The organism is Bartonella sp. AC158YNML (assembly GCF_042196725.1).
Classification (GTDB): Bacteria; Pseudomonadota; Alphaproteobacteria; order Rhizobiales; family Rhizobiaceae; genus Bartonella.
The window spans coordinates 84852-109445 of record NZ_JBHIQU010000007.1; the positions used below are offsets into that span (position 1 = coordinate 84852).

At 39.4% G+C, this 24594-nt stretch carries 14 protein-coding genes and 2 pseudogenes; 7 read left to right on the forward strand and 9 right to left on the reverse strand.

Annotated elements, in window-relative coordinates; genetic code table 11:
* Positions 1-935 precede the first annotated feature (935 nt).
* The 3 genes and pseudogenes from ACFIM1_RS05505 to ACFIM1_RS05515 form a co-directional block, all read right to left on the reverse strand.
* Positions 936-1119 (reverse strand): annotated as a pseudogene (locus ACFIM1_RS05505) (hypothetical protein); the annotation flags it as partial.
* A gap of 129 nt (positions 1120-1248) precedes the next feature.
* Positions 1249-3456 (reverse strand): primosomal protein N', encoded by a 2208-nt coding sequence (locus ACFIM1_RS05510; RefSeq protein WP_375606617.1) that lies wholly within the window; start codon positions 3454-3456, stop codon positions 1249-1251.
* A 1202-nt stretch (positions 3457-4658) separates the two neighbouring features.
* A complete protein-coding gene (locus tag ACFIM1_RS05515) occupies positions 4659-4994 on the reverse strand; it encodes a hypothetical protein (RefSeq protein ID WP_375606586.1) in 336 nt (111 codons plus the stop codon).
* Positions 4995-5460: 466 nt separating this feature from the next.
* Between ACFIM1_RS05515 and fsa the strand changes: the two genes are divergently transcribed.
* Positions 5461-6114 carry a fructose-6-phosphate aldolase gene (gene fsa / locus ACFIM1_RS05520; RefSeq protein WP_375609428.1) on the forward strand — a complete coding sequence of 218 codons (654 nt, stop codon included), beginning with the start codon at positions 5461-5463 and terminating at the stop codon, positions 6112-6114.
* Here the strand turns inward: fsa and ACFIM1_RS05525 are convergent.
* Together ACFIM1_RS05525 and leuS are read right to left on the reverse strand one after the other, a co-directional pair.
* Complete coding sequence (locus ACFIM1_RS05525) at positions 6111-6707, reverse strand: hypothetical protein (protein WP_375609429.1); 597 nt, start codon at positions 6705-6707, stop codon at positions 6111-6113. The two genes, fsa and ACFIM1_RS05525, sit on opposite strands and share 4 nt — an antisense overlap.
* Positions 6694-9336: a leucine--tRNA ligase gene (gene leuS / locus ACFIM1_RS05530; protein WP_375609430.1), complete on the reverse strand. Its 2643-nt coding sequence runs from the start codon at positions 9334-9336 to the stop codon at positions 6694-6696. Before leuS ends, ACFIM1_RS05525 begins: the two co-directional genes overlap by 14 nt.
* Positions 9337-9501: 165 nt before the next feature.
* On the opposite strand from leuS, the gene ACFIM1_RS05535 reads away from it, so the two are divergent.
* The 6 genes from ACFIM1_RS05535 to ACFIM1_RS05560 all read left to right on the forward strand — a co-directional run bounded on the left by ACFIM1_RS05535 (position 9502) and on the right by ACFIM1_RS05560 (position 17249).
* Positions 9502-10191, forward strand: coding sequence for a YggS family pyridoxal phosphate-dependent enzyme (locus ACFIM1_RS05535; protein WP_375606590.1), 690 nt, complete (start codon positions 9502-9504; stop codon positions 10189-10191).
* A gap of 1098 nt (positions 10192-11289) precedes the next feature.
* Positions 11290-11583 (forward strand): hypothetical protein, encoded by a 294-nt coding sequence (locus ACFIM1_RS05540; protein WP_375609431.1) that lies wholly within the window; start codon positions 11290-11292, stop codon positions 11581-11583.
* Positions 11584-12495: 912 nt separating this feature from the next.
* The gene (acs, locus tag ACFIM1_RS05545; RefSeq protein ID WP_375606592.1) at positions 12496-14439 is read left to right on the forward strand and encodes an acetate--CoA ligase; all 1944 of its coding nucleotides are present in this window, start codon (positions 12496-12498) and stop codon (positions 14437-14439) included.
* 532 nt (positions 14440-14971) lie between these two features.
* Positions 14972-15631 (forward strand): cell division ATP-binding protein FtsE, encoded by a 660-nt coding sequence (ftsE, locus tag ACFIM1_RS05550; RefSeq protein WP_273723097.1) that lies wholly within the window; start codon positions 14972-14974, stop codon positions 15629-15631.
* Entirely contained in the window at positions 15624-16577 is a 954-nt protein-coding gene (locus ACFIM1_RS05555; protein ID WP_375606593.1) for a cell division protein FtsX, read from the forward strand. Before ftsE ends, ACFIM1_RS05555 begins: the two co-directional genes overlap by 8 nt.
* A gap of 3 nt (positions 16578-16580) precedes the next feature.
* Complete coding sequence (locus ACFIM1_RS05560; protein ID WP_375606594.1) at positions 16581-17249, forward strand: YdcF family protein; 669 nt, start codon at positions 16581-16583, stop codon at positions 17247-17249.
* A gap of 171 nt (positions 17250-17420) precedes the next feature.
* Here ACFIM1_RS05560 and ACFIM1_RS05565 read toward each other — a convergent pair.
* From ACFIM1_RS05565 to ACFIM1_RS05580, 4 genes and pseudogenes are all read right to left on the reverse strand, one after another.
* Positions 17421-18068 (reverse strand): annotated as a pseudogene (locus ACFIM1_RS05565) (integrase arm-type DNA-binding domain-containing protein); the annotation flags it as partial.
* A gap of 1781 nt (positions 18069-19849) precedes the next feature.
* Positions 19850-21829 carry a MacB family efflux pump subunit gene (locus tag ACFIM1_RS05570; RefSeq protein WP_375609432.1) on the reverse strand — a complete coding sequence of 660 codons (1980 nt, stop codon included), beginning with the start codon at positions 21827-21829 and terminating at the stop codon, positions 19850-19852.
* 3 nt (positions 21830-21832) lie between these two features.
* Complete coding sequence (locus tag ACFIM1_RS05575) at positions 21833-23056, reverse strand: efflux RND transporter periplasmic adaptor subunit (RefSeq protein WP_375609433.1); 1224 nt, start codon at positions 23054-23056, stop codon at positions 21833-21835.
* The gene (locus tag ACFIM1_RS05580) at positions 23053-24531 is read right to left on the reverse strand and encodes an efflux transporter outer membrane subunit (protein WP_375609434.1); all 1479 of its coding nucleotides are present in this window, start codon (positions 24529-24531) and stop codon (positions 23053-23055) included. The genes ACFIM1_RS05575 and ACFIM1_RS05580 overlap by 4 nt, the downstream gene beginning before the upstream one ends.
* Positions 24532-24594 lie beyond the last annotated feature (63 nt).

Here is a 24594-nt window from a genome sequence, read left to right on the forward strand (position 1 = left end):
ACTGAAAAAATGTGTTATTTCAAACTCATAAGCAAGAAAAAATAACGGATATCCCTCTTAAAATTAAGAAAAATTTGATCTTTTTTCTTCAAATACCCACGCTTCTGAAAACATTTCACCAAATTATTTCCTTTTAAAAACACTTTTTAAATATACAACTTAAATATACAATGCATTGATTTATAATGATAATGCTTCTTTCTTCATACTGACCCCAACATCGTAAGATTCTCTCATTTCAAATCCTTTGATCAAAATCATTCTCTTGCTCCATTACAAGTAAGGAAGATGGATAAAATGATTAAAGAAAAAACATCTCTTATAAACGCTCTCAAGGACCAAGAGCTTTTGTAAGACTAAGAGCTAAAATAATATAATGGTGCCAACCGGTACTTTATAAAATAAAGGTGGTACTCCCTAACGGCTTCTGCATTCATGAAAGCCCTTACATTATATTATTCACGGATAACATCGTAAAATGAATTCGAGCGTACTGAGAAACATTTACTTAAACAAGAAATGTAACAATACAATAATATTCTGTTTTGGTTGCTCTGCTTTGCATGAAAAACGCAACCCCATTAAAAAATGAGGGTAATAAAAGCGTGAAGAACTGGAACAGCTCCATGATAAAAAATATTGCTATGAACGCTTTTAAAAACAATAAAATCAAATAAAAAGATGGTAACGATAGACGCTCATTTTTACCCTTACGCTCCAAAATGAATCTGTGTTCTCATCAAAGATAAATAAAGCAGATATAATATTTTTCACTCTAATTGGGTATAACATCAAAACGACTCGTACAGTACAAAAACATTTTATTTTCTGTTACATGCTACTGTATGAGATTTGACTGTCAAACAACATCAAAAACACGATCTTCTTAAATCCACACCCTTCATTTTAATATTGCGCAGACTTTAGAAAAAGCTTTATGGATCGATATCAATTTGAACCAGAATAGAACTGAGCATTTTGGAGTATACCGCTAAGCATTGCCCCCTTATCCAAAGAATATTGCCCCTAAAATAAAAAAAGCAGCAAAAACTGAAAACGATAACGCCCCCGAACCAGAGCCAAAGGCGCTTCTGCTGGTCCCATAACAGAGATATTTTTTCCCGTGGCGCTGCTTAATGCAATGTACATATATCATATTTTGCTGCTTGGATGCTTATTCTGAATAATAAGAAGAGTTCAAGTAAAGCACCTTAAGCAAAAAGACCTTCGCTTTATGCGATACTGGTTTTAGAAAAAGCTTTGCGGATCAATATCAATTTGAACCCGAACGGAACTGGGCATTTTGGGTATACTACTAAGCATTACACGTATAAACCCTTGTATATCAAAAGAGCGCTGTCCTTTCAGCAAAAGCCGAAAACGATAACGCCCCCGAACCAAAGCCAAAGGCGCTTCTGCTGGTCCCATAACAGAGATATTTTTTTCCCGTGGTGCTGCTTGACGCAATGCGCGCGCATAATGTTCTGCTGCTTGGCGCTGTTGTGCCGACACAATCAAAGAGGCAAGCCGCCCATAGGGGGGCAAATGATAATGCTGACGTGCTGCAATCTCACGTGTGTAAAAATCTTCTGGCTGGCATGCAAGTAAGGCTTTGATGACCGGATGATCTGGTTGATAGGTTTGCAATAATCCTAAACTCTTCAATCCCACACGCCCTGCTCTTCCGGTAACTTGAGAAAGCAGCTGATAGGTACGTTCACTTGCGCGTAAATCGCCATTGGCAAGACCAAGATCAGCATCAATAACACCAACCAGAGAGAGCTTGGGAAAATGATGTCCTTTAGCGACCAGCTGTGTTCCAATAATAATGTCCACATCGCCATTGGCAATAGCTTGCAATTCGCTTCGCAACTGCCCAATTCCCCCTTTAAGATCTGTTGAAAGGATCAATGATCGCGCTTGAGGAAAAAGCATCTGTGTTTCTTCGGCAATTCTTTCCACACCCGGTCCGCAAGCCACAAGATGATCTAAGGTTCCGCATTCAGGACAGGCTTCAGGAAGTGGTTCATGATATCCACAATGATGACATTTCAGTTGCCCTTGCGCGCGATGTTCTACCAACCAACTTGAACAATCGTTACAATGAAAACGATGTCCGCAAATTCGGCATAAAGTTAAAGGTGCATAACCACGGCGATTAAGAAAAAGAAGAGCTTGTTCACCCTTATCAAGCGTTTGTTTTAAAGCTCTTTCAAGAGCAAAGGAAATAAAGCGCCCCTTTTGCACCCCTCCTTGACGCATATCAACCACCCGCAACTGTGGAAGTGCGACTTCTTTAAAACGGGATGGTAAATGCACCTTTTGATAACGCCCCTTTAAAACATTGGCTTGGCTTTCAATCGACGGTGTGGCTGAGGATAAAATAACAGGAAAATGCTCAAAAGAGCCCCGAGCAACTGCCATATCACGCGCATGATAAAAAATGCGCTCTTCTTGTTTATAAGCGCTATCATGTTCTTCATCGACAACAATTAAGCCAAGCTTAGGAAAGGGAAGAAAAAGCGCCGAACGAGCCCCAGCCACAACACGCACCCGCCCTTCTGCGACTTGCCGCCAGACGCGTTCTCTACGACGTGGCGTCAAATCAGAATGCCATTCTGCTGCCGCAGCGCCAAAGCGCGCATAAAAACGATCTAAAAACTGCTGAGTTAAAGCAATTTCCGGCAATAAAATTAAAACCTGCTTATCGCCTTTGAAGGCTTGAGAAACCGCCTCAAAATAAACTTCTGTCTTTCCAGATCCAGTCACACCATCAAGCAAAAAAACTTGAAACTGAGAAGATAAAACACCTTCCCGCAATACTGTTGCTGCTTCATTTTGCGCTCCCTGCAACTGAGGAGGACAAAAATCAGGATCAGGCATTTCCACAAGGTCAGGAGCAGGAACCATAACATCTTCGAAAACTCCTAGAGCTTTTAAACCTTCAACAACAGAAACCGAAGTTCCAGCCGCATGTGCCAGACCAGAACGTGTCCATATCTTCTCATCACGCACCAATTCCAAAATCCGTGATCGCGCTGGTGTGAGACGTTCTACATTGCCACCACAATATCGCAAACCCAGCATCTGCGCTTCCGGCTCTAAAGCAGCCGGTACAGACAAAACCAATCGTGCAACAAGACCAAAAGGTGCCATTGTATAGCGACTAACAAAACGCAAAAATGTGATCATTTCTGCCTTTAATGGGGGGCAATCAAAAACATGAAGAAGAAAGCGTAATTTTTCACGCGCCACAGGTGCAGCCCCTTGCCCATCGGCTCTCTTTTCTTCAACGTCCACAACAAAACCGCAAAGTTCACGCCCCATCACCGGAACCCGAACAAAAGACCCAACGTTTACCTCCATAGAAGATGGAACTTTATAACTATAAGGGTGAGCAACAGGAAGAGGAACCAATACGGATACAATCTTTTCCTCCATCATGTTTGAATTCATCTTTTTAACCAATCTACAACCCCTCTAGCACCAACAGGTCTATACGTTATCTTTAAATACTCTTAATTAAAATTCATTGCGGGATTCAATCTTTCCCTCCTATCACAGCACTTTTCTCACAAAAATTCTTTTAAACACTCATCCCATCATCAAAGCACCAACAAAAAACCAATCTCATCCTCTATAGCAAAAAAAACAGCGCCATTCTCCAGTGCAAATAAAGCCCATCACTATAAACATTCAACATGATATCGTAAGTATCCCCCTCCACAACACTATCCCATAGTGCAACTTATTCTTAACACAAAAACTTTTATTTTTTTTGCGCCTCATGTTTCAATTTAATCCTCAATAAACTGATTCATAAAGATAATTCACTTTTTGTATGTTGAATGAAAACCCCTCAATACGATAAATTTTTCTCATTTCAAACCCATCGAGGAACATTTGTAAATCTTTATTAATGAGAGAGTACGCCATGTTTTTGAGTGCCGGTGGGATAATAGTGCGCAAAACCATCGCAATATTTGTCTTGGCAATATTTGTCTTGCTTCATGCCAAAGCGTGGAAACAATGCGTACATTTTTCAACCTAGTTGAAACTACGCAACAACAATACAAGCAATAAGCCGGTACCAACACACACCTTGCCAGCTCGTGGATGTTGCCAACAAGCCCCTTGGCACTTAAAATGATTCATAAAAGGTATTTTCTCTTCTTTCTTGGACAGTTTCACTCTCCACGGCTTTTCCCGTTTGTCACCTGCAAGAAAATGATTTTTATTGATTCAACATCAAACAGGTTTAGAATGAGAGAATCTACGATATTCGGCGTTCTCATTCAACATACAAAAAGTGAATTATCTTTATGAATCAATGCAATGCAGTACAAAAGTATAGGGTTAAAAAATTGTTTATACAGATTTTTATTGTCAAAAGATCTTTCCAATGAAATTTCTAAGACATTAAACGCTATTTTAGCCCATTTTTCTCATCATCTTATGGAACTTCCAATGATCATAAGTCATTGAGGGTCCTCGCCACATTTCAAAAATGAAGATTTTTAACCTCGCCGATCTATAAATAATGTCCTGTACATAATGTTTTGTAAATAATCCTGCTTCCTAAACGGACTTACAACCTCTTTATGTGATTCATATCTCCCTCCTAAAGTAAGCTAATTTATAAGATACAGCTCCTTTCTCTAAATATTTATCAAACTCTCATACAAATCCACGCCCTTTTCGCAACGCAAACCATGAATGGTATAATGATAAATCCACTGATCACCACCATCTTTACGCTTCACAAAGGAGTAAACCAGCACCATCACATACCTTGCCAGCTCATGAATGTTGCCCCCCCTTAGCACTTGAAACAATTCATAAGAAGCATCTTGAGTACTTTCTGAAATACTTATTCCCCACATTCCTGCCCCTCTTATGACGTGCAAACAAGTGATTTTAATTGATTCAATATAAAGCAAAATACGTGATGAGAAAATCTTTCTGTCTTTGGCGTTATAATTCAAGTTAAACAATTATTTATCATTATAAATCAATATGTTGACCATATAAAATACTTAATGCGTAAAATTTTACATGCCTTCTTCAATGGTGTTTTATTACGACACAATGAATCCATTCGCTTTCATCAAAAATAAGGTTAAACGTACCGAAGATATCTTATGATGCACACTCAAATATAAAGAGCAATCGCAAATAAGAAATGAGCGAAGTGTGTGATAATGCTAGCCTATTTTCATAAGTATAAAAATACCGCTACACAAAAATGTTGGTACGCAATGAATTCTATACCTTATTACGAGCAACGCTATGAAATGGGTGTGAAAACGATAAATCGTATTTCTTTACCGAAAACGAGTATATGATTAACATCATAGCATTCTTGTTCTTTACACAGATATTAATTCTTTCTCTTGCTTTTGCCGTCAACAATAGCGCATAACAAAAAATAGGATAAAAGCTAAAAAGAAGAGGTTAGATATGAAGTTTTTTGTGGATAGCGCCAATATCGAAGAAATTCAAGAGTTACAGAATTTAAGCCTTGTTGATGGTGTTACCACCAATCCCTCTCTTATCCTAAAATCAGGACGCAATATTCTTGATGTTACAAAAGAAATTTGTGCTCTCGTTAGCGGACCTGTTTCTGCTGAAGTTGCAGCAACTCAATTTGAAGACATGATGAAAGAAGCGGCTGTTTTAGCAAAGATTGCCGACAATATTTGTATCAAGCTTCCTTTAACACTTGATGGATTAAAAGCCTGTAAAGCCCTCACAGCAGCAGGACTAAAAACAAATCTCACCCTTTGTTTTTCTGCCAATCAAGCCTTATTAGCAGCAAAAGCAGGCGCGACATTCGTTTCACCTTTTATTGGGAGACTTGATGATTGCGGAAATAATGGAAGTGAACTGCTTCATGAAATACGCACAATTTATGATAACTATAACTTTGAAACACAAATCTTAGCCGCTTCAATCCGCACCGTTAATCATGTCAAAGAAGCAGCACTAAGCGGTGCTAACGTTGCAACAGTTCCACCAACAGTCTTAAAAGCCCTGGTCAAACATCCTCTCACCGATAAAGGGTTGCAAATATTCCTCGACGACTGGAAAAAAACAGGACAAAATATTGTTTAATGGCTAGAAGTTTTATTGGAAAGATCTTTTGAAAGTAACAAAAAGATCTGTTCAGCCAACTCTTCCGCGACACGTTTTTTTGCATCTTCTTCTGCTTGCATCGTTGCATATTCTTGACGAAGGCGTTCAAAAGATGCATTCATCATTGCTGTTCCTTTTGCAACAGGCATATTTTTCATATCCTGCAAAGTATAAGAAGCTCTGCTCATAACAGTTCCAACAGAAGGTCGTCCCTCTCTCTTTCTATCATAATCAACCTCTATCTGCATCGATTCTCTTGTAAATACGGATGTCTGCAATGCTAATCGATAAGCCGGTAGAGAAGATTTACCCCCATTCCCATACAAAAGAAACAGTAAATGATTGCGCACCATTTGACCAAAACGATCTGAAGGTTCTTCCACAACAATAGAGGCGAGCTTTTGCGCAAGCCCCAAAGAAGCTTGCCCAGAAGAAGAATTCCCATAAGAAGCAGAATTCATCGCCATTGAACTCTGCGACTCCTGACGGTAAAGCGGCTCAACTTTGCATCCACACAACAGTGTGAATACACCAGCTAAAACGACAAGCAGAAAACTTTTAAAGAACGACATTCACAATCCTTTTTGGAACAACAATGATTTTTTTCACGGGCTTTTCAATCAGCTGCGCCTGTACGAAATCTAAAGCTAAAACCGCTTCTTTAATCATCGTCTCACTCGCTGTTGCTGCAACAGTCACCTCACCACGTTTTTTACCATTAATTTGCACCGGCAAAGTATAGCTTTCTTCAACGATTAATGCAGGATCATAAACAGGCCAAGCAAGCGTAGACATTAAAGTCTCTTCCCCTAAAGCCGCATGACATTCCTCTGCTAAATGAGGCATCATTGGTGCAATCATGGCAAGAAAAAAATCCATAGCTTGACGTAAAGAAGCTTTCATTTCATCGTCAACACTTTCTATCCTATTTAACAACGGTGCCATAATATTCAAGAATTCATAAAGGCGTGCAATAGCCCGATTAAAAGCGAATTTTTCCAAATCATCTTCTACAGCATAGAGCGTACGATGGGCTGCTTTTGAGAGTTCCAAAGCCGCTCCCTGATGCCCTGCACAAGGGGATATATCCTTTAAAACAGAAGCACTCAAAGCCACATGGCGCCAAACACGCTGGACAAAGCGATGAGCCCCTTCAACACCAGATTCTGTCCAGATAACATCCCGCTCGGGGGGAGAATCTGACAACACAAACCAGCGCACAGTATCAGCACCATAAGATGCAATAATATCGTCAGGATCAACAACATTCTTTTTTGATTTAGACATCTTCTCAATCAAACCAATCGTCACTTCACTTTGATCGGTTAATTTATAAGCCTGACGCTTTCCATCTTTTTCAACAATCGAAATTTCTGCTGGAGAAACCCAACCCTGTTCATCCCTATAGGTTTCATGCACCACCATCCCTTGCGTAAAAAGCCCCTTAAAAGGCTCATCAACCGTCACATAACCTAACAATTTCATGGCACGCATAAAAAAGCGCGCATAAAGAAGATGCAAAATCGCGTGCTCAATTCCACCAATATATTGTTGCACAGGCAACCATTCAGCGGTTGCGTGTTTGTCAACCGGTTCTGATGCAAAAGGAGCCGTAAAGCGTGCATAATACCAAGAAGAGTCAACAAATGTATCCATGGTATCGGTTTCACGTTTGGCAGGTTGACCACAGATCGGGCAAGCAACATTCTGCCATGTTTCATGCCGCGCAAGAGGATTTCCTGGTTGATCAAAAGTAATATCATCAGGTAATACAACCGGCAAATCAGCACGCGGAACAGGAACAACCCCACAAGTTGTACAATGGATCATGGGAATGGGGCACCCCCAATAACGTTGCCGTGAAATCCCCCAATCACGCAAACGAAATTGCACTGTTTTCTTCCCTTGCGGTTGCCCATTGAACATTTGTTTCTCAAGCCTTTTGGCTGCTTCTTCAAAGGCTTGTTGGGGTGTTAAACCATCCAAAAATCTAGAATTAATCATCACCCCATCACCAACATAAGGCGCTTCAGGTGTGACAAAATCTTCTTTCTCAACTCCTAAAGGCAAAACCACCGGTTTTATTGGAAGGTCATATTTACACGCAAAATCGAAATCTCTCTGATCATGAGCAGGACAACCAAAAACAACCCCTGTTCCATAGTCCATAAGCACAAAATTAGCGATATAAACGGGAATATGCACCGTTGAATCGAAAGGATGAACAGCCAAAAGGGGCGTGAGAAACCCTTGTTTTTCAGCTGTTTCAAGAGCTGCCGTTGTCGTTCCACCACACCGACAATTTTCAATAAAATCACTCAACGCTTTGTCTTTTTTTGCCAAAGCTTGTGCAATAGGATGATCAACAGACAGCGCTAAAAAGGAAGCACCAAAAAGTGTATCAGGGCGCGTTGAATAACAAACAACCTCATCAAATTTTTCACAAACATCACCAGCATCACCTGTCGACTTTAAAGCCCAACGAATCAGCAAACCTTGTGATTTTCCAATCCAATTTTTTTGCATGGTGCGAACTTTTTCAGGCCATTGGTTCAGCTCTTCAAGCCCAGCCAAGAGATCTTCACTAAAGTCGCTAATTTTGAAAAACCACTGGGTCAACTCACGTTGTTCCACCAACGCACCAGAACGCCATCCCCGTCCATCAACAACCTGTTCATTGGCCAAAACAGTATGATCAACAGGGTCCCAATTCACCTTAGCCACTTTACGTGCTACCAACCCCTTTTGATATAAATCAAGGAACAACATTTGTTGGCGGTGGTAATATTCCACATCACAAGTTGCAAATTCACGCGCCCAATCGAGTGAGAGCCCTAATTGTTTTAATTGCCCGCGCATGACCGCAATATTTTGATAAGTCCAAGTTTTAGGATGCACTTTATTTTGCATAGCAGCATTTTCAGCCGGCATCCCAAAAGCGTCCCACCCCATGGGATGAAGCACATTAAACCCCTTTGCGCGTTTATAGCGTGCAACCACATCTCCCATGGCATAATTGCGCACATGCCCCATGTGAATACGGCCAGAAGGGTAAGGAAACATCTCTAAAACATAATATTTTTCACGAGCATCTTCTTGGACAGTCTGAAAAATTTTCTTTTCATCCCAAATTTCTTGCCATTTTTTTTCTCTCGCACGTGGATTATAGCGTTCACCTATCTTATAATGCTCAATCGTCATTCCCATTATACTCTTTTAATAAAACAGAACCAAAAACTTGTTTTATTATGCTTGATCATGGATTAACCTCATCGTCAACATTTTCGTGAAATATTTCCCTAAGTATTTTATAAAACTTTAAAAAAAACGACCAACTCTTGAACAACAACGATAAAGCACAAACATATGAAGATACAAACTCCCCTTGATGCCCCTTCCATTGAATCATGGCAAAACCTTCAAAAAGATATTGCAGCAATATGCCAAGAGTTACAACGCCCTGTAGAAGAAATTGAACTTATCGCTGTTTCAAAAACTGTTTCTGCTATTGATATACGACCCCTTTTGCAAGCAGGACAATCTTTGTTTGCAGAAAACCGTGTACAAGAAGCAGCACAAAAATGGCCTGCTTTACGTCAACAATTTGAAAATATTAAACTTCATCTCATCGGCCCCCTACAGTCCAATAAAGCTGCTGAAGCTGTAAAGATTTTTGATGTCATTCAAACGGTTGATCGTGCAAAAATAGCCAAAGTTTTGATGGAGGAAATGCAAAAGCAAAAAAGGCATCTTCCCTGCTATGTTCAGGTTAACATTGGCTTAGAACCGCAAAAAAGTGGTATCGCACCACAAGAAGCTATATCTTTTGTCAACCAATGCAAAAACAACTATGGACTTGATATCATCGGACTTATGGGCATTCCCCCTGTCGATGAAAACCCCGGCCCCTATTTCGCGCTCTTAGCAAAATTAGCAAAACAAGCAGGTCTTCCAAAGCTTTCCATGGGTATGTCCAGTGACTTCAAAACCGCTCTACAGTTTGACTCTAACGTCCTTCGCATTGGCTCTGCTTTATTTGGAAAACGCCCTGTGTAAAGCAATTCCCTCTCATATAAATTCATTCCCCCTTCATATAAATTCCCATTGAAAATTCTACGAACAAGCCCAAAACAGCAGAAATGAGAAAAAATATTTCCTTCAATATCAATAAAAGAGCAATTCTAGCAAAAAAGATTCCAGTCCCTCTTTCATCCTGTTAGCAAAATAAGCAAAAAAGCTGGTCTTCTCAAATTTCTTACCGGCACATCCACAACACATACAATAGCTTCAAGATAGCGTTACAATTTGGCTCTCATATTCTCGCACATTAGCTCTACTTTACTCCCCTCTGACCGCCTCTCCAGCAAAAGCAACGTAAAAAATAAATCCTTATATAAAGGCAAAATGATAAGAGGGGCGTTGCGCATGAATGAAAAAACTGTCGCGAAATAAATAATTACAAAAGAATATTTAATAAGATCATCGCAATGATCTCCATTAAAAACCACGAATTCTCTTAACTTCCCCAACACGCGCACACAATTTCCCCATATGCCAATGGTGTAAAGTAGATAAAAAAAGCTTATGGCTGCATAATACAGTAACACAACTCTTTCATGTAAGCCACTTGAGCAAAATAAACATCTCAAATACCCAATAGAGCACCAAGAACCGCGCTAAACAACATGATAGCAATCTATAAGGTCAACGATAGCATAGAGACTTTCTATGCTCTACAAAGCGTAAAATACAGTCAATATCCGCCTGAAAAATAAAAGAACGAATCCCACGCATGTGCGCATAATACATGCAAGAAAAACAATAGCAACAAAGCAGATTTCAATAACGATATCTCTTTATATTTCTCGTAAACAAATAGAAAAACTTCAACTTTTTATATGCGCAATTTTTCTGATTTTAAACTTTAATTAAGGAAAAACAGGGAATATTTCTTATATTTTAAAATATTGTAAATAATATTATTATCTTCTTAAGAAGAAGATTTCATGTATACATATTATAGATATTATTTATACATTATTTTTATTTACATTTTTAAAATTTATATTTGATACTAATCTAAAGTGTGTGATAGCCATTTGAAATGTATCATTTTGATACTGTTTTAGACCTAGATAATTAAGGAGAATTAATATGTTTGGTTCATTCAACACATTCGGTCATATGGCGACAAAGCCTTCTTTTGGTCATTCGCACAATTCAAGACCTACTCATGGAAATGCATGTAGTCCTGGTGCTTTTATGTCTCACATGAATGCACGTGGCAGCGAAGTAGGATTTCCGGCAGGAGTAGTTGGTGCAATTCAAGGTGGTATAACTGGGGGACCAGTAGGTGCATTTACAGGTGGAATGGGAGCTTTGTCATTGAGATACATAGGAGGTGCTGCTTGGGGCTTTATAGAAAAAGGTCGTGAGTGTTGGTTCTAATTTATAGAGAATAGCGACAAAGATATCTCTGAAATTAATAGTTTTGTAAGTATACTTGAAAGAATATACCAAAGTTAAATATCTACATCTATGGATAAAATATTTTTCAGGGATATCTATTGCGGATCACCTCTTATAATCAGGATTTTGTTATAATGAATATTCTTTATGAAATCATAAGACTGTTTTGCATTCTCATTGTCGTTATCCCTATATATGCTATTGGTTTAAAAAAAATTGGTGGCTACAGTTGGAAACTATCTATAAAAATAGCCTCATTGTCAGTTATTGTATTTTTTATTCTTGATAGTTTGTGTAGATATTTCGGTTTATATTAATATTTATTGGATGAGTTCCAAGTACACTGAAAAAATAATTTTCAGAGGTATCTATTGATATCACATACTATAACTAGGATTTTGTTATAATGGATATTCACTATGAAATTATAAGAATGTTTTGCATGTTAATTATAATTACTCCTATAATTGCCATTTCTTTTAAAATATTCAATGGCGTAGGTTGGAGATTGTCTATTATAATGGCATTATCGTCATTTATTATGTTCTTTATTTCTAATTTTTTGCGTAGATATTTTGGTTTATATTAATATTTAGTAAATTTATTCTTTTAAAAAGCATTCTCATTCCCTCTCCTTTATAGGGGTATGTTTTTAATATCTTTATGCTTTTATAAAAAGCTCTATACCGCAATAGCCTTTGCCATATTTGAATATCCTAAAAGCATAAAATACTCTCTTAAAGACAAACGTATCAGATTTAAAAATTGACTATTCTAATCTTTGTCATTTAGTCTAACCTCATAATGAAAAGCTTTTGGGAAAACTCTGCCAAAATATAACCATACAAAAATACAGAGGCAGATTTTTCTAAACAATAAAATGAGGGAAACATGACCGAAAAAATTTATCCAATATCAGAAGAGATCAAAAAAAATACTTTACTCGATGAGGAAACTTATCAACAATGGTATCGAGAAAGCATCGATGATCCAGAAAGCTTCTGGGCAAAACATGGTCAACGCATTGAATGGTTTAAAGCTTTTACAAAAGTAAAAAACACTTCTTTTAACGGAGATGTATCGATTCAATGGTATGAAGATGGGATAACAAATGTAGCTTATAATTGCATTGATCGCCACCTGAAAACCCATGGAGACAAAATCGCGCTCATTTGGGAAGGGGATAATCCTTATCATGATAAAAAAATAACCTATAACGAACTTTATGAACACGTTTGTCGTTTTGCTAATCTTTTGAAAAGTCGTGGCATTAAGAAAGGCGATAAAGTAACCATTTATCTCCCCATGATACCCGAAGCAGCCTATGCCATGCTTGCCTGCGCCCGCATTGGAGCCATTCATTCGGTTATTTTTGCAGGCTTTTCTGCTGAAGCAATAGCAGGACGCCTTGTTGACTGTGAATCAACCTTTATGATTACCGCTGATCACGGCTTGCGTGGCGGCAAACGGATTAACTTAAAAGACAACGTTGACCATGCCATTGAGATAGCCGCGCGCCAAAATGTGCATGTGGACCAAGTCATGGTTATACGGCGAACTTGTGGCCCCATTCAATGGGTAGAGGGGCGTGATTTTTGGTACCACGAAGAGATAGCTCATACCCAAAGAGACTGTCCAGCAGAACCCATGAATGCTGAAGATCCACTTTTTATTCTTTATACTTCAGGCTCAACCGGCAAACCCAAAGGTGTTTTGCATACCACAGCAGGCTATCTTATTTTTGCCTCGATAACTCACCAATATGTTTTTGATTACCACCCCGATGAAGTTTACTGGTGCACAGCTGATATTGGTTGGATAACCGGTCATTCTTATTTGGTTTATGGACCTTTATGCAATGGTGCGACCACTTTAATGTTTGAAGGCACACCAACCTTTCCTGACAAAGGCAGATTCTGGGAAATTGTCGACAAGCATCAAGTCAATACACTCTATACCGCACCAACAGCTATCCGCGCCTTAATGGGAGCAGGAAATTCGTTTGTTGAACACTCAGACAGAACATCGTTGCGTCTTTTAGGCACAGTAGGAGAACCTATTAACCCAGAAGCATGGGAATGGTTTTATCATATAATTGGAAATGACCGTTGTCCGATTCTCGATACATGGTGGCAAACAGAAACAGGGGGGCATATGATCACGCCCCTGCCCGGTGCAACCCCCCTCAAAGCAGGATCGGCCACACGTCCTTTCTTTGGTGTTCAACCCCAAATTGTTGATGCCCAAGGCAATGTTTTAGAAGGTGAAGCAGAAGGCAATCTTTGTATCAGTGATTCATGGCCCGGACAAATGCGCACACTTTATAAGAATCATGAACGCTTTATTCAAACTTATTTTTCCTCCTATAAAGGAAAATATTTTTCAGGCGATAGCTGTAAGCGCGATAGTGACGGCTATTATTGGATCACAGGACGGGTTGATGACATACTCAATGTCTCGGGGCACAGGTTAGGAACCGCTGAAATTGAATCAGCCCTTGTTTCTCATCCCTCTGTATCAGAAGCAGCTATTGTGGGTTACCCGCATCCCATTAAAGGACAAGGAATTTATAGTTTTGTGACCCTCATGGAAGGAACAGCGCCAAGTGAAGAATTGCAAAAAGACCTTATCAAGCATGTGAGACAAGAAATAGGTTCTATTGCCATATTGGATAAAATTCAGTTTGCTCCGCAGCTTCCCAAAACACGATCAGGGAAAATTATGAGACGTATTTTACGAAAAATCGCTGAAAACGATTTTGATACTCTCGGAGATATTTCAACCCTTGCCGAACCACAAGTTGTTGAAGATCTGATTGCCAACCGACAAAACTAAAAAACACGACGAAATACAACATACGGTGGTTTTTGTTTTTTGCTAAAATTATCTCAGCATTATTACGAAAACCACCGAGGATAATAAAAAACAAAACAATTCATGAAAAGCTCAATCATTCTAACAACAAACGCTTTTCTTCATGAGAGGTAAGAAATAATTTAAGCCAAAACCTGAGGATTGGGATACGAACAAGAATAAGAAAGTAAGATAAAAAGAGCAATATAGCTTTTTAAAATCACCCAATGTCCACTCAGTGCAAAAAAGCCTCTGAGTAAGAAGGAAAAATAGTTCTGATGTTTATGCTAGAATCACTTTGAAATTCCTGCTAAAATCATAAACAAAGCTAAAAAAAGAAAGTATAAGTGATAATATTCTTGAGCAAAAATATTTATCTATAACGAGGGTGTATAAAAAATATTGAAAACCATGAAATCTAAAATAAGCAAGCTTACAACAAAAATCTAAAGCAATGAAAGTAAGAGTTCTTAGAATAAATGATGCAATATAAAATCAGGAGTAATAATAAAAAGTGATTCATTTTGAAAATGTCGGCCTACGCTATGGAATGGGCCCTGAGGTCCTTCGTGATATTAGCTTTCATATTCCTCCTGGATCATTTCAATTTCTCACAGGTGCCTCTGGAGCAGGGAAAACGTCGCTGATGCGTCTTATGTTTTTGGCACTCAAACCCACCCGCGGTCATATTGATCTCTTTGGAACAGACACAGCATTGCTCAAACGACAAGAGCTCCCTGCGCTACGACAACGTATCGGTGTAGTTTTTCAAGATTTTCGTCTCCTTGATCACATGACCACTTATGAAAATGTTTCCTTGCCTTTACGCATAAAAGGACAAGAAGAAGCAACCTATCGCAGTGAAGTGGAAGATCTTCTCTGTTGGGTAGGTCTGGGAGATCACATTCATGTTTTACCACCGGTTCTTTCCGGCGGAGAAAAACAAAGGGTAGCCATTGCACGCGCGCTCATTGACCAGCCTGAAATCCTCCTTGCGGATGAACCAACAGGAAATGTCGATCCCCCCTTGGCAAAACGCCTACTCCGTTTGTTTATTGAATTAAATCGTTTTGGAACAGCTGTTATCATTGCCACCCATGATATTGCCTTAATGGAACAAGTTGCAGCACGGCGTATGCTTCTCCATAATGGACGGATGACGATTCATGAATAAGTCTTTCCCCATTTTTACAAGTAATAAAAAAAACACAACAGCGATTATTCCCAGTAGCAATATTTCTGGAAAAGCGCTGGTTGCAGTGATTGCAATTATGACATTTCTCTCAAGTCTCACCTTAATCGGTGTTGATTTAGTCCAACATGCCGCCCAAAATTGGAGTAATCAGATTAGCTATGAAGCAACAATACAAATACGCCCCGTTGACAATGTTGATATCAACAAAGCACTCCGTGATGCCGTACAATTGGTTAAAACATTTTCTGGTGTACAAGATGCAAAAATTGTTGACCAAAAAGCTACAGAAAAATTACTAGAGCCATGGCTTGGAACAGGCTTCAATATCAATGAACTTCCCCTTCCCCGCCTCATCATTGTGACTCTGAAAAGAGATGAAAAAATCAATTTTGCTGCCATCAATCATGCCATTAAAACTCAAATTCCAGGCGGTCAATTTGATGATCACCGTGTTTGGGTCCATCGTTTTGCGACCATGGCATACACCACGGTTTTTATCGGTTTTTCAATTTTAGCATTGGTTCTAGGCTCTCTAATCCTCACCATCATTTTTGCCACCCGCAATGCATTGGCAGAAAATACCCATATTATTAATGTGCTATATTTTCTTGGCACTGAAACCCTTTTCATTGCGCGTCAATTTGATTGGCATTTTTTTAAAACGGCACTGCGCGGTGCTTTATATGGTGGTTTCACAAGCATCTTTCTGTTTTCAGCCTTTTGTCTCTGGACAAATTATAACTTGGGAAGAGCAGAAGCCAGCCAAATAACGGCTTTATTAGGACATATTTCCATAAGTTCCGTTCCTTATGGCAAAATCACTCTGCTTATTATTTTCGTTTCTTTTCTCACCACCCTTACAAATCGCATGACTATTTTAGCGCAACTGAAAAAAATCGATCAATGTGAAAACGGTTTATTTTAATTTATGACTCACAACACTTTCAACTCATTGACGCAAAACAATTTAGAACGTCCTCTTCCAAAACGGCCCCACTATAATAGTTGGTCTCCATGGCTTTTATTTCGCTATTTTCCACCAACAACCCTTACTCTTGCAATCACTGTTTTCATTTTCTGGGGCGGTTTTATTATTTTTTCTGAAAAAACCGAACGACTTGTCCCCCCAACGCCTCTCCCCAAAGCGGATGCCATTATCGTGCTTACAGGCGGAGAAAACCGAATAGAGACAGGACTTCATCTCTTACAAAAGGGGCTTGGTTCACGACTCCTCATCAGTGGTGTAAACACCACAACCAACCTGAAGAGTTTCATGCATAACATGCATATTACCCCACGGCTTATCTCCTGTTGTATTGACATTGGGCATCAAGCGATTAACACCAGAGGAAACGCCGAAGAAAGCGCCGCTTGGATCAAAAAGCATCACTATAAAACCCTTTATATCGTCACCCATGATTACCATGTGTGGCGCTCGATGCGTGAACTTAAATATCTCATGCCTGATATCCATTTCATTGCTTATCCTGTGAAGAAGAGCAAAGCTGAAAGCACAATACAACAGATCAGGCAAGCCCGCATTCTCATATTCCAATATATTAAAACACTGCAAGTCTATATCAGAACCGCCTTCTGACCTTTATTCTTGTGACTTTAAACCTTGTCACCTTCTGGCCGCTTCATAGCGTTTTGTCTTTTCACTTCCACACGGGTTTCCTCCATAAGATTATAGAAAAGCCCTGCCCCTCAAGGCAAAGCAAGCGCAAAGCCTATTGTGTTAGGATTGATACTTCGCAAAATATCTTATAGCCGGCACATCTCTCCAATCCATAGCCGATCTATTGAAGGTTTTATGGCGTTGTTTACCTAAGAGAGCACGTGCTTTTTCTGTTGTTTTTAAATCGACATCCAACCCCAAGGCAGCAGCATGTTTGAGACAAATATTAAGACGTTTCAGTGCGTTACGCACTGTATCAACTTTTGTATGCCAAATAGGAGCAAGGGTATTGCGTATCTCTGTTTGTATAATCTCCTGAAAAAGACAAACAGCCTAATTTGGGTAAAATGTGAAATTTCAAAGTGAAAACCAGTTTCCATCTTTACCATCTCCTTTTAATTCAGCTTTACAATTTTTAAAAGTATCTAAAGCAATATCTTTTAAATAATGGAGATTGCTTATTGCCTCACGTTTTTGTTTGTCACGTTCTTTAATTGGGTTACGACCTTCGCGAAGAACAGAGCGCCACCCAGTTACAGTTGCACGGGCTTGTTTAAAGAGACATTCTTAACGCCCCCAAGTTCATTTCACGACAGCAACCATGGATGGTATAACGGTAAATCCATTGTGCACCTCCATCTGTACATTTGTGAAGAAGCAAGCCGGCACCATCACCACTTTGCCAGCCCGTAGGTGTTGCAACAACTCTTGGCACTTAAGACAGTTCATAAGAGCCATTTTTAATTTTTTCTTATACATTTTTTACCCACATAGCCTACCCGCTTGTGACGTGCAAGCAAGTAATTTTGATTGATTCAAGATAAGCAGGTTTGAAATGAGAGAATTTTACGGTATTAGGTTTTCTAATTCAAATTGAATAACGCTAAATTATCATTATAAATTAATGCTTTGTCTTAAGTGGTTTGTACATATCCTTTGTGTCATATCCATAAAGATCAGGTTGATGGGGATATATGGACTATCCTTAGCTTGAGAATATAAAAGCAAAGTAGAATGCCTCAATATACTGGCACATTCACGTACTTGTTTTAAAGAAACATCTCTCACATCCAAAACTTATCTCGCAGCTCTGATTTGTATATGATATCCCAATAGGATAAAAGCCCTCGTAAATGAATCCTCCCCAGACCACTATAAGATCTATTTATACCACCATCTTTATGTTTCATAAAAAATACAAGAAGCCATACACTTTACCCATATCCGAAATATCGCAACAGCCCTTATCACTTAAGAATGTAAAATATACCTCTTATCAATTATCCCAAGTGCTAAGCAGTATTACCATTGGAGTCTGGCAAATAGTGTAACGGTGCTGGCTTATTACTTCATGAAGCCTAAAGAGGGAGGGGATAAATAGACCTTATAGCAGTCTAGGGAACTTCCTCTCAACGAAAACTCTCTTTTTAATACACGCGCACCATGAAATGAACTTTGAACGCACCAAGAGATGTTTCTTTAACATAAGTGCATAAATGTGCAACATAAAGTATATTCTGTTTGCAGCATTCTTTTTACCATAAGAAAACACACCCCCTTTAAAGAACGTGAAGAACAAAAACATAAGGCAATGCGTACCATTCACGAGAATGTGGAGGTTTGTTTCATTATTTTTATTTTTTTGAACTGCTTTTTGATGTTTCTCTATTTAAAAAGTTAAAAGCTTGTCGCCTGAAGCTAAACGCAATTAAAATCTATCATAAAACCAATAATAAGCTATGCCAATACACATAATAAGCAATATAGTTTTAGCTTCCCAGCAACATAAACCCATAGGTGTGTTTATCGCATACTCCATACAAATCTAAAGCTTCGCAGGAACCTATATCTCCATCGCATAAAGCTATAAAGAATCCCAAACCAAAGGTTACTCATACGAACGTTCCTTCTATTGCCATACAATGTGTGAAAAAAAGAACCAGTCTACGAATAAACAAAAGGGAAACTCTATAGATTAACACGCCTCGTATACCAGTTGTTTTTTTGGAGGGGTGGATTTTAAGCTGTTTTTGTCTTGACTTGCTTTTTTGTTCTTTTGTTTGTTAAAAGATATACACTTCACTTCCCCCCGCTTCTTTAGATTAAATCTTAAAAGTCAGCGCGCATTATATTTCATTTAGCTTCCTTTACACATCTGAAAAGACAGGGATTCTTAAAGAAATCCAGTCTGTAAACAGTCTCAATTCTAGCGGATTCCGCTTAGCTTTCTGCTTAATGGGATTCACTTGCAAAGGTGCGATAAGAAAAGTTGAAGAATATTCACAAAGTATTCCCAAAACATTTAATACCTCAAGGAAGCTTACACACCCTATACCACCACATCTCACATGATGCGTTGTGCTATAAACTTCATGGTCTAGTAGGATTCCACTTAACAAATACAGCATTTTTTAGGAGAAAGCAGCAAATAATGCTAAACTTTTCCCATCCATATTTTGCTTCATAAATGTTTCGTTCAAGTTGATATAACAACCAATATATCTTAAATTGATAACCGCTTAATCACGCGAGAGTGCAACAACAGGATCAAGCCGTGAAGCTTGTCGCGCTGGCGAAAAGCCAAAACATATCCCAATAAGTGTCGAAAAAGTAAGAGATACAATAATTGAATCAATTGTATAAACCAAGTGGATAGGTGCCTTAAAGAGCCAAAATAAGCCTCCAATAGAAAATCCAAAGAGGATTCCTAAACCGCCTCCAATCATACACACTAAAATTGCTTCAATGAGAAATTGTTGCAAAATATCACTCTGCCGTGCACCAACAGCCATACGCACCCCAATTTCATTGATCCGCTCAGAAACCGTGACCAACATAATATTCATCACGCCAATCCCCCCTACAATCAATGAAATTGCTGCAATTGAAGACACTAAAAGCGTTAAAATATGCGTACTCTCCATGATACGTTCACGAAAAAATTCGGAATTTCTAATAAAAAAATCTTCCCCTCCATGGCGCATAATGAGAAAACGTCGCACCATAGTCTCTGCTAAATGTGAATCAATCTCATCAGTAATCTTAACCATAATGGCACGAACCTGCGTGGTCCCAAGAAAACGAGTTTGCACGGTTGTATAGGGCAAATAGATCTGCAACGTATTTGAGTTACCTCCATTATTTTGCGGATCGACCACCCCCACAATACGTGCAGGAACCTTTCCCACATGCACCACTTTTCCAAGTGGACTCTCATGGCTATGAGGAAAAAGAACAGAAACGGCTTCCTTTTCAATAACGAGATCAACAGCCCTTTCACTCACACTTTTTTGATCAAACAATTGTCCTTCAACAGCTCTAAGCCCTTGTGTTTGAAAAAATTGTTCTCCCACCCCAGCAATTACAGCATTAGCTTCAACGGAACCAAAACGAATCGTAGAACTTGCTGAAATCTGAGGCGTTACACCAGAAACATAGGGCAAGCCAGAAAGAGCTTCTGCATCCGCTTCAACAAGACTGGTTATCTTCTCTGATTGTGGATCAGAAAAACTTTTCCCAGGAAAGATAGTCAAGGTATTGGAGCCCAAACTTTTAAAATTTTCCAGTATTTTTTCCCGCGTGCCAGTCCCCAAAGCCACCATGGCAATAATTGCTCCAATACCGATAATCACCCCGAGCATTGTTAAAAAAGTCCGCATACGATGGGCATTCATAGCTAACAAAGCCATAACAAATGTTTCACGAAAACGTTCAACAAAAGAACGAAAAAAACCTAATGTTTTTTGATCTTTCAAATTTTGTTTTTCCTGAATATAAGACGCAACCTTTGTTTTTTTACCCTTTGATACAGTATCTGAAATAATTTCCCCATCACTGATTTCGATAATACGATCTGCTTTTTCAGCCACCTGCATATCATGCGTTACAATAATAATGGTGCGCCCTTCTTGATGAAGCTCATCCAAAATACGCAACACCTCTTGACCACTATGTTTATCTAAAGCACCTGTTGGCTCATCAGCGAGAATAACCTCCGCATTATTCATCAATGCTCGCGCAATAGACACCCGCTGTTGCTGTCCTCCTGAAAGCTGATTAGGACGATGATTAACTCGCTCTCCCATGCCTAAGCGTGTTAACAAGTCCTGAGCACGTTTTTTTCTCACATCTGGAGCACAGCCCGCATAAATAGCTGGAATTTCAACATTTCCAAGAGCGGTGAGTTCATTCAACAAATGATAGCGTTGAAAAATAAATCCAAAATGATTGCGCCGCAAAGCTGATAATTCATCAGCAGAAAGAGAAGCTATTTCTTTTCCTGAAATCCAATAACGACCAGAACTTGGTCGATCAAGACAGCCTAAAATATTCATCAATGTGGACTTTCCAGAACCGGAAGCCCCTACAATCGCCACCATTTCACCACGTTTAATGGTTAGATTAATCTCTTTCAAAACAGTAACAAATGTTTCACCCGCAGGGAATTTGCGCACAATATTTTCTAAAACGAAAACAGCATCTGCTTTTTCTGCTTTCATAGCTTAATTCTCATCTTCGTTCTGTTCATAAGGGATTTCTGGCATCACACCATCGCGTGAACCGGTAATAACCACATCCCCCTCCTGAAGCCCTGAAACAATTTCTGCCATCACTTTGTTATTAAGCCCCACAGTCACTTGTTTTGCCACCACTTTATTTTTTCCCACCAAAAGTGAAACCCATGCTTTGTGTTCTTTTGTTTCATCACGCAAAGCATCACTTGGAACCAACAAAACATTCTGAGCACGTCCTAGAATAATATGAACTTGAGCGGTCATATAGGTTCGCAAAAAATTGTCTTTATTATCAACATGCACAACCCCATTATAATAAATTGCCGATGACACAAGAGAGCTAGATCCTCCTGCGCCAGGATTAATACTCACATCAGCACGAATGGATTCAGGAGCCGGCTCGACTCTTTCCAAAGTGCCCTCATAACGACGGTGTGAATTGCCCAATACCGTAAAATAAAGAGGTTGTCCGGCATGAACTTTAAGAATATCAGCTTCCGAAATTTGCGCTTTGACTGTCATCTTTGATAAATCGCCTAGAATAACAATTGTAGGCGCAGACTGAACAGCATTAACATTCTGTCCTTCTTCAACAACCGTTGCCAAAACGGTTCCCGCCGAAGGAGCAGTTATTCGCGTATAACCGAGATTAACCTCTGCACTCTCCACATCAATTTTGGCTTGTACAATCTGCTGTTGCAGTTGAGCAATTTGCGCTTCGCGTATTTTCACTTGTGTTGCTGCATCATCAAGATTAGCTTTTGAAATTGCACGCGATTCTATCATTTTTTTCTGCCGCGCTAAATTTTTCTGAGCAAGAGCAAGATAAGCTTCTTGTTCCACTAAATTCGCATAGTAATGAGATAAAGCTGCTTTTTTTCTTTTCAGATCATTTTCTTGATCTGTAGGATCAATTTCTGCCAACAGATCTCCTTCTTTGACAACACTGCCTGGAAGAACGCGCATGGAAACCACCCTCCCCGTAGCACGTGCCCCAACCGCCACCAACCGATAAGGACGCACAAGTCCAGAAGCCAAAACACTTTCCTCGATATCACCACGCTTCACCACAGCTGTCATATATATTGGTGTGGATGTTCCAAAAAAAACAGAGCGTAGCCACAATAAAATGATGATAATGAAGAGAGAAATAAGAAATAACGAAAGTTTTTTGTGTTTTCTAATGAAATCTTTGATGAAATTTTTTTTCATTGCCCTACCTTTACAAGCGAATGGGATGTACCATCAACAACTTCCGGACGTGACACATCAACGACTCCATCCCATCCCCCCCCCAATGCTTTCATCAGAGCAATATATTGGGTAGCTAAAGCAATACGGCTATCTTTAAGTGCCATTTGCGCAGAATAATAGGAACGATCAGCATTTAACAATTCAAGGAAGCTGATATTTCCATTTTCAAAAAGGCTTCGTGAAAGTTGTAAAGAATGCAAAAAAGCTTTATTTGCAATGACAAGCTTTTCAAGGCGCTGATGTTCTTTTGTTAATCTCACAAGCGCGTTTTCCACATCTTCTAAAGCACTCAATACAGCCGCCCGATAAGTAATAAAAGCCTGATCACGCTGTGCCCGCGCCATCGCAATAGAGGCAACAATCTGTCCTCCATTAAAGAAAGGGAAACGAAGACCAGGTCCAAAAGACCAGCCAATGGTTGAACTTTTCCATAATTGGTCCATTGCTGTTGCTGCTGTTGAAATATTCCCCGTTAAAGTGAGGGATGGATAACGTTCTGCCTCACGCTGACCAATGCGGGCTGTTGCTTGCGCATATTGGCGCTCTGCCCGTCGTAAATCTGGACGCGACAATAAAATATCTGCTGGAATTCCTGCTGATATTGGCCATTGTGGTTGTGGAATTTTCACTTGTTTGGCATTGTTTTGCAAAAGTCCCTTCAAAGCCGTAGGGACATGACCAGTCAAAACGGAAAGGCGATGCATACTCATTGCCACATTGGCTTCCATCTGAGATATATCGGCTTCTGTATTGGCCATTTGCGCTTTTGCATTTGAAACATCAAGTTCAGAAATATCACCTGCTGCTAATTTAGCACACATCAATTCATATGTTTTGCGCTGTGTTGCAGCAATTTGCCGCACAATCAACAACTTTTGTTGCCAACCGCGTATTTGAACATAATTTGTTGCCACCTCTCCTAACAATATGACCATGGTAGCGCGCATATCTTCCACCACCGCTTCAAGACCATATCGTGCTGCTTCAACGCCTCGCTTATGCCCACCAAAAAAATCCAGCTCCCAACTCGCATCAAATCCACTACGATATTGGCTCAATGCACCAGATTGTTCAGATCCGCTACGGGTTCCTGAAATTGTATTTGACGCACTTGGCAACAAAGATCCCAATGCTTGCCCTAAACTCGCCCGTGCCTCACGAACTCGGGCTTTAGCAACTGCAACATCATTATTCCCAGAAATAGCCTCATCCATTAACGCATTTAAAACTGGATCATTTAACCGTCGCCACCATCCAGCAAGGGCAATTGAATGCCCAGATATCTGGGCAAATTTCTGTCCCCATTGAGCTGGAACACGAAAAGATGTCTTATGATAATTTGGACCAACCATACATCCTGGCAAAAGAAAACAAAGCAAGACACAAAAAAGCAATCCCCAAGAAGCGCCCCATTTGAGATTTCTGATATGCATCTAGTCTCCCGCATTTTTTCAGAATCATTATTTATATTAATACTTTATTTACCTCTTATTTCA

Coding starts and splice junctions, on each gene's coding strand:
- ACFIM1_RS05575 (WP_375609433.1), bottom strand. CDS start 23,056: ATGAAAAAAAATTTCATCAAAGATTTCATTAGAAAACACAAAAAACTT.
- leuS (WP_375609430.1), bottom strand. CDS start 9,336: ATGACGATTGAGCATTATAAGATAGGTGAACGCTATAATCCACGTGCG.
- ACFIM1_RS05525 (WP_375609429.1), bottom strand. CDS start 6,707: ATGTCGTTCTTTAAAAGTTTTCTGCTTGTCGTTTTAGCTGGTGTATTC.
- ACFIM1_RS05540 (WP_375609431.1), top strand. CDS start 11,290: ATGTTTGGTTCATTCAACACATTCGGTCATATGGCGACAAAGCCTTCT.
- ACFIM1_RS05535 (WP_375606590.1), top strand. CDS start 9,502: ATGAAGATACAAACTCCCCTTGATGCCCCTTCCATTGAATCATGGCAA.
- ACFIM1_RS05580 (WP_375609434.1), bottom strand. CDS start 24,531: ATGCATATCAGAAATCTCAAATGGGGCGCTTCTTGGGGATTGCTTTTT.
- ACFIM1_RS05555 (WP_375606593.1), top strand. CDS start 15,624: ATGAATAAGTCTTTCCCCATTTTTACAAGTAATAAAAAAAACACAACA.
- ACFIM1_RS05510 (WP_375606617.1), bottom strand. CDS start 3,456: ATGAATTCAAACATGATGGAGGAAAAGATTGTATCCGTATTGGTTCCT.
- ACFIM1_RS05560 (WP_375606594.1), top strand. CDS start 16,581: ATGACTCACAACACTTTCAACTCATTGACGCAAAACAATTTAGAACGT.
- fsa (WP_375609428.1), top strand. CDS start 5,461: ATGAAGTTTTTTGTGGATAGCGCCAATATCGAAGAAATTCAAGAGTTA.
- ACFIM1_RS05570 (WP_375609432.1), bottom strand. CDS start 21,829: ATGAAAGCAGAAAAAGCAGATGCTGTTTTCGTTTTAGAAAATATTGTG.
- acs (WP_375606592.1), top strand. CDS start 12,496: ATGACCGAAAAAATTTATCCAATATCAGAAGAGATCAAAAAAAATACT.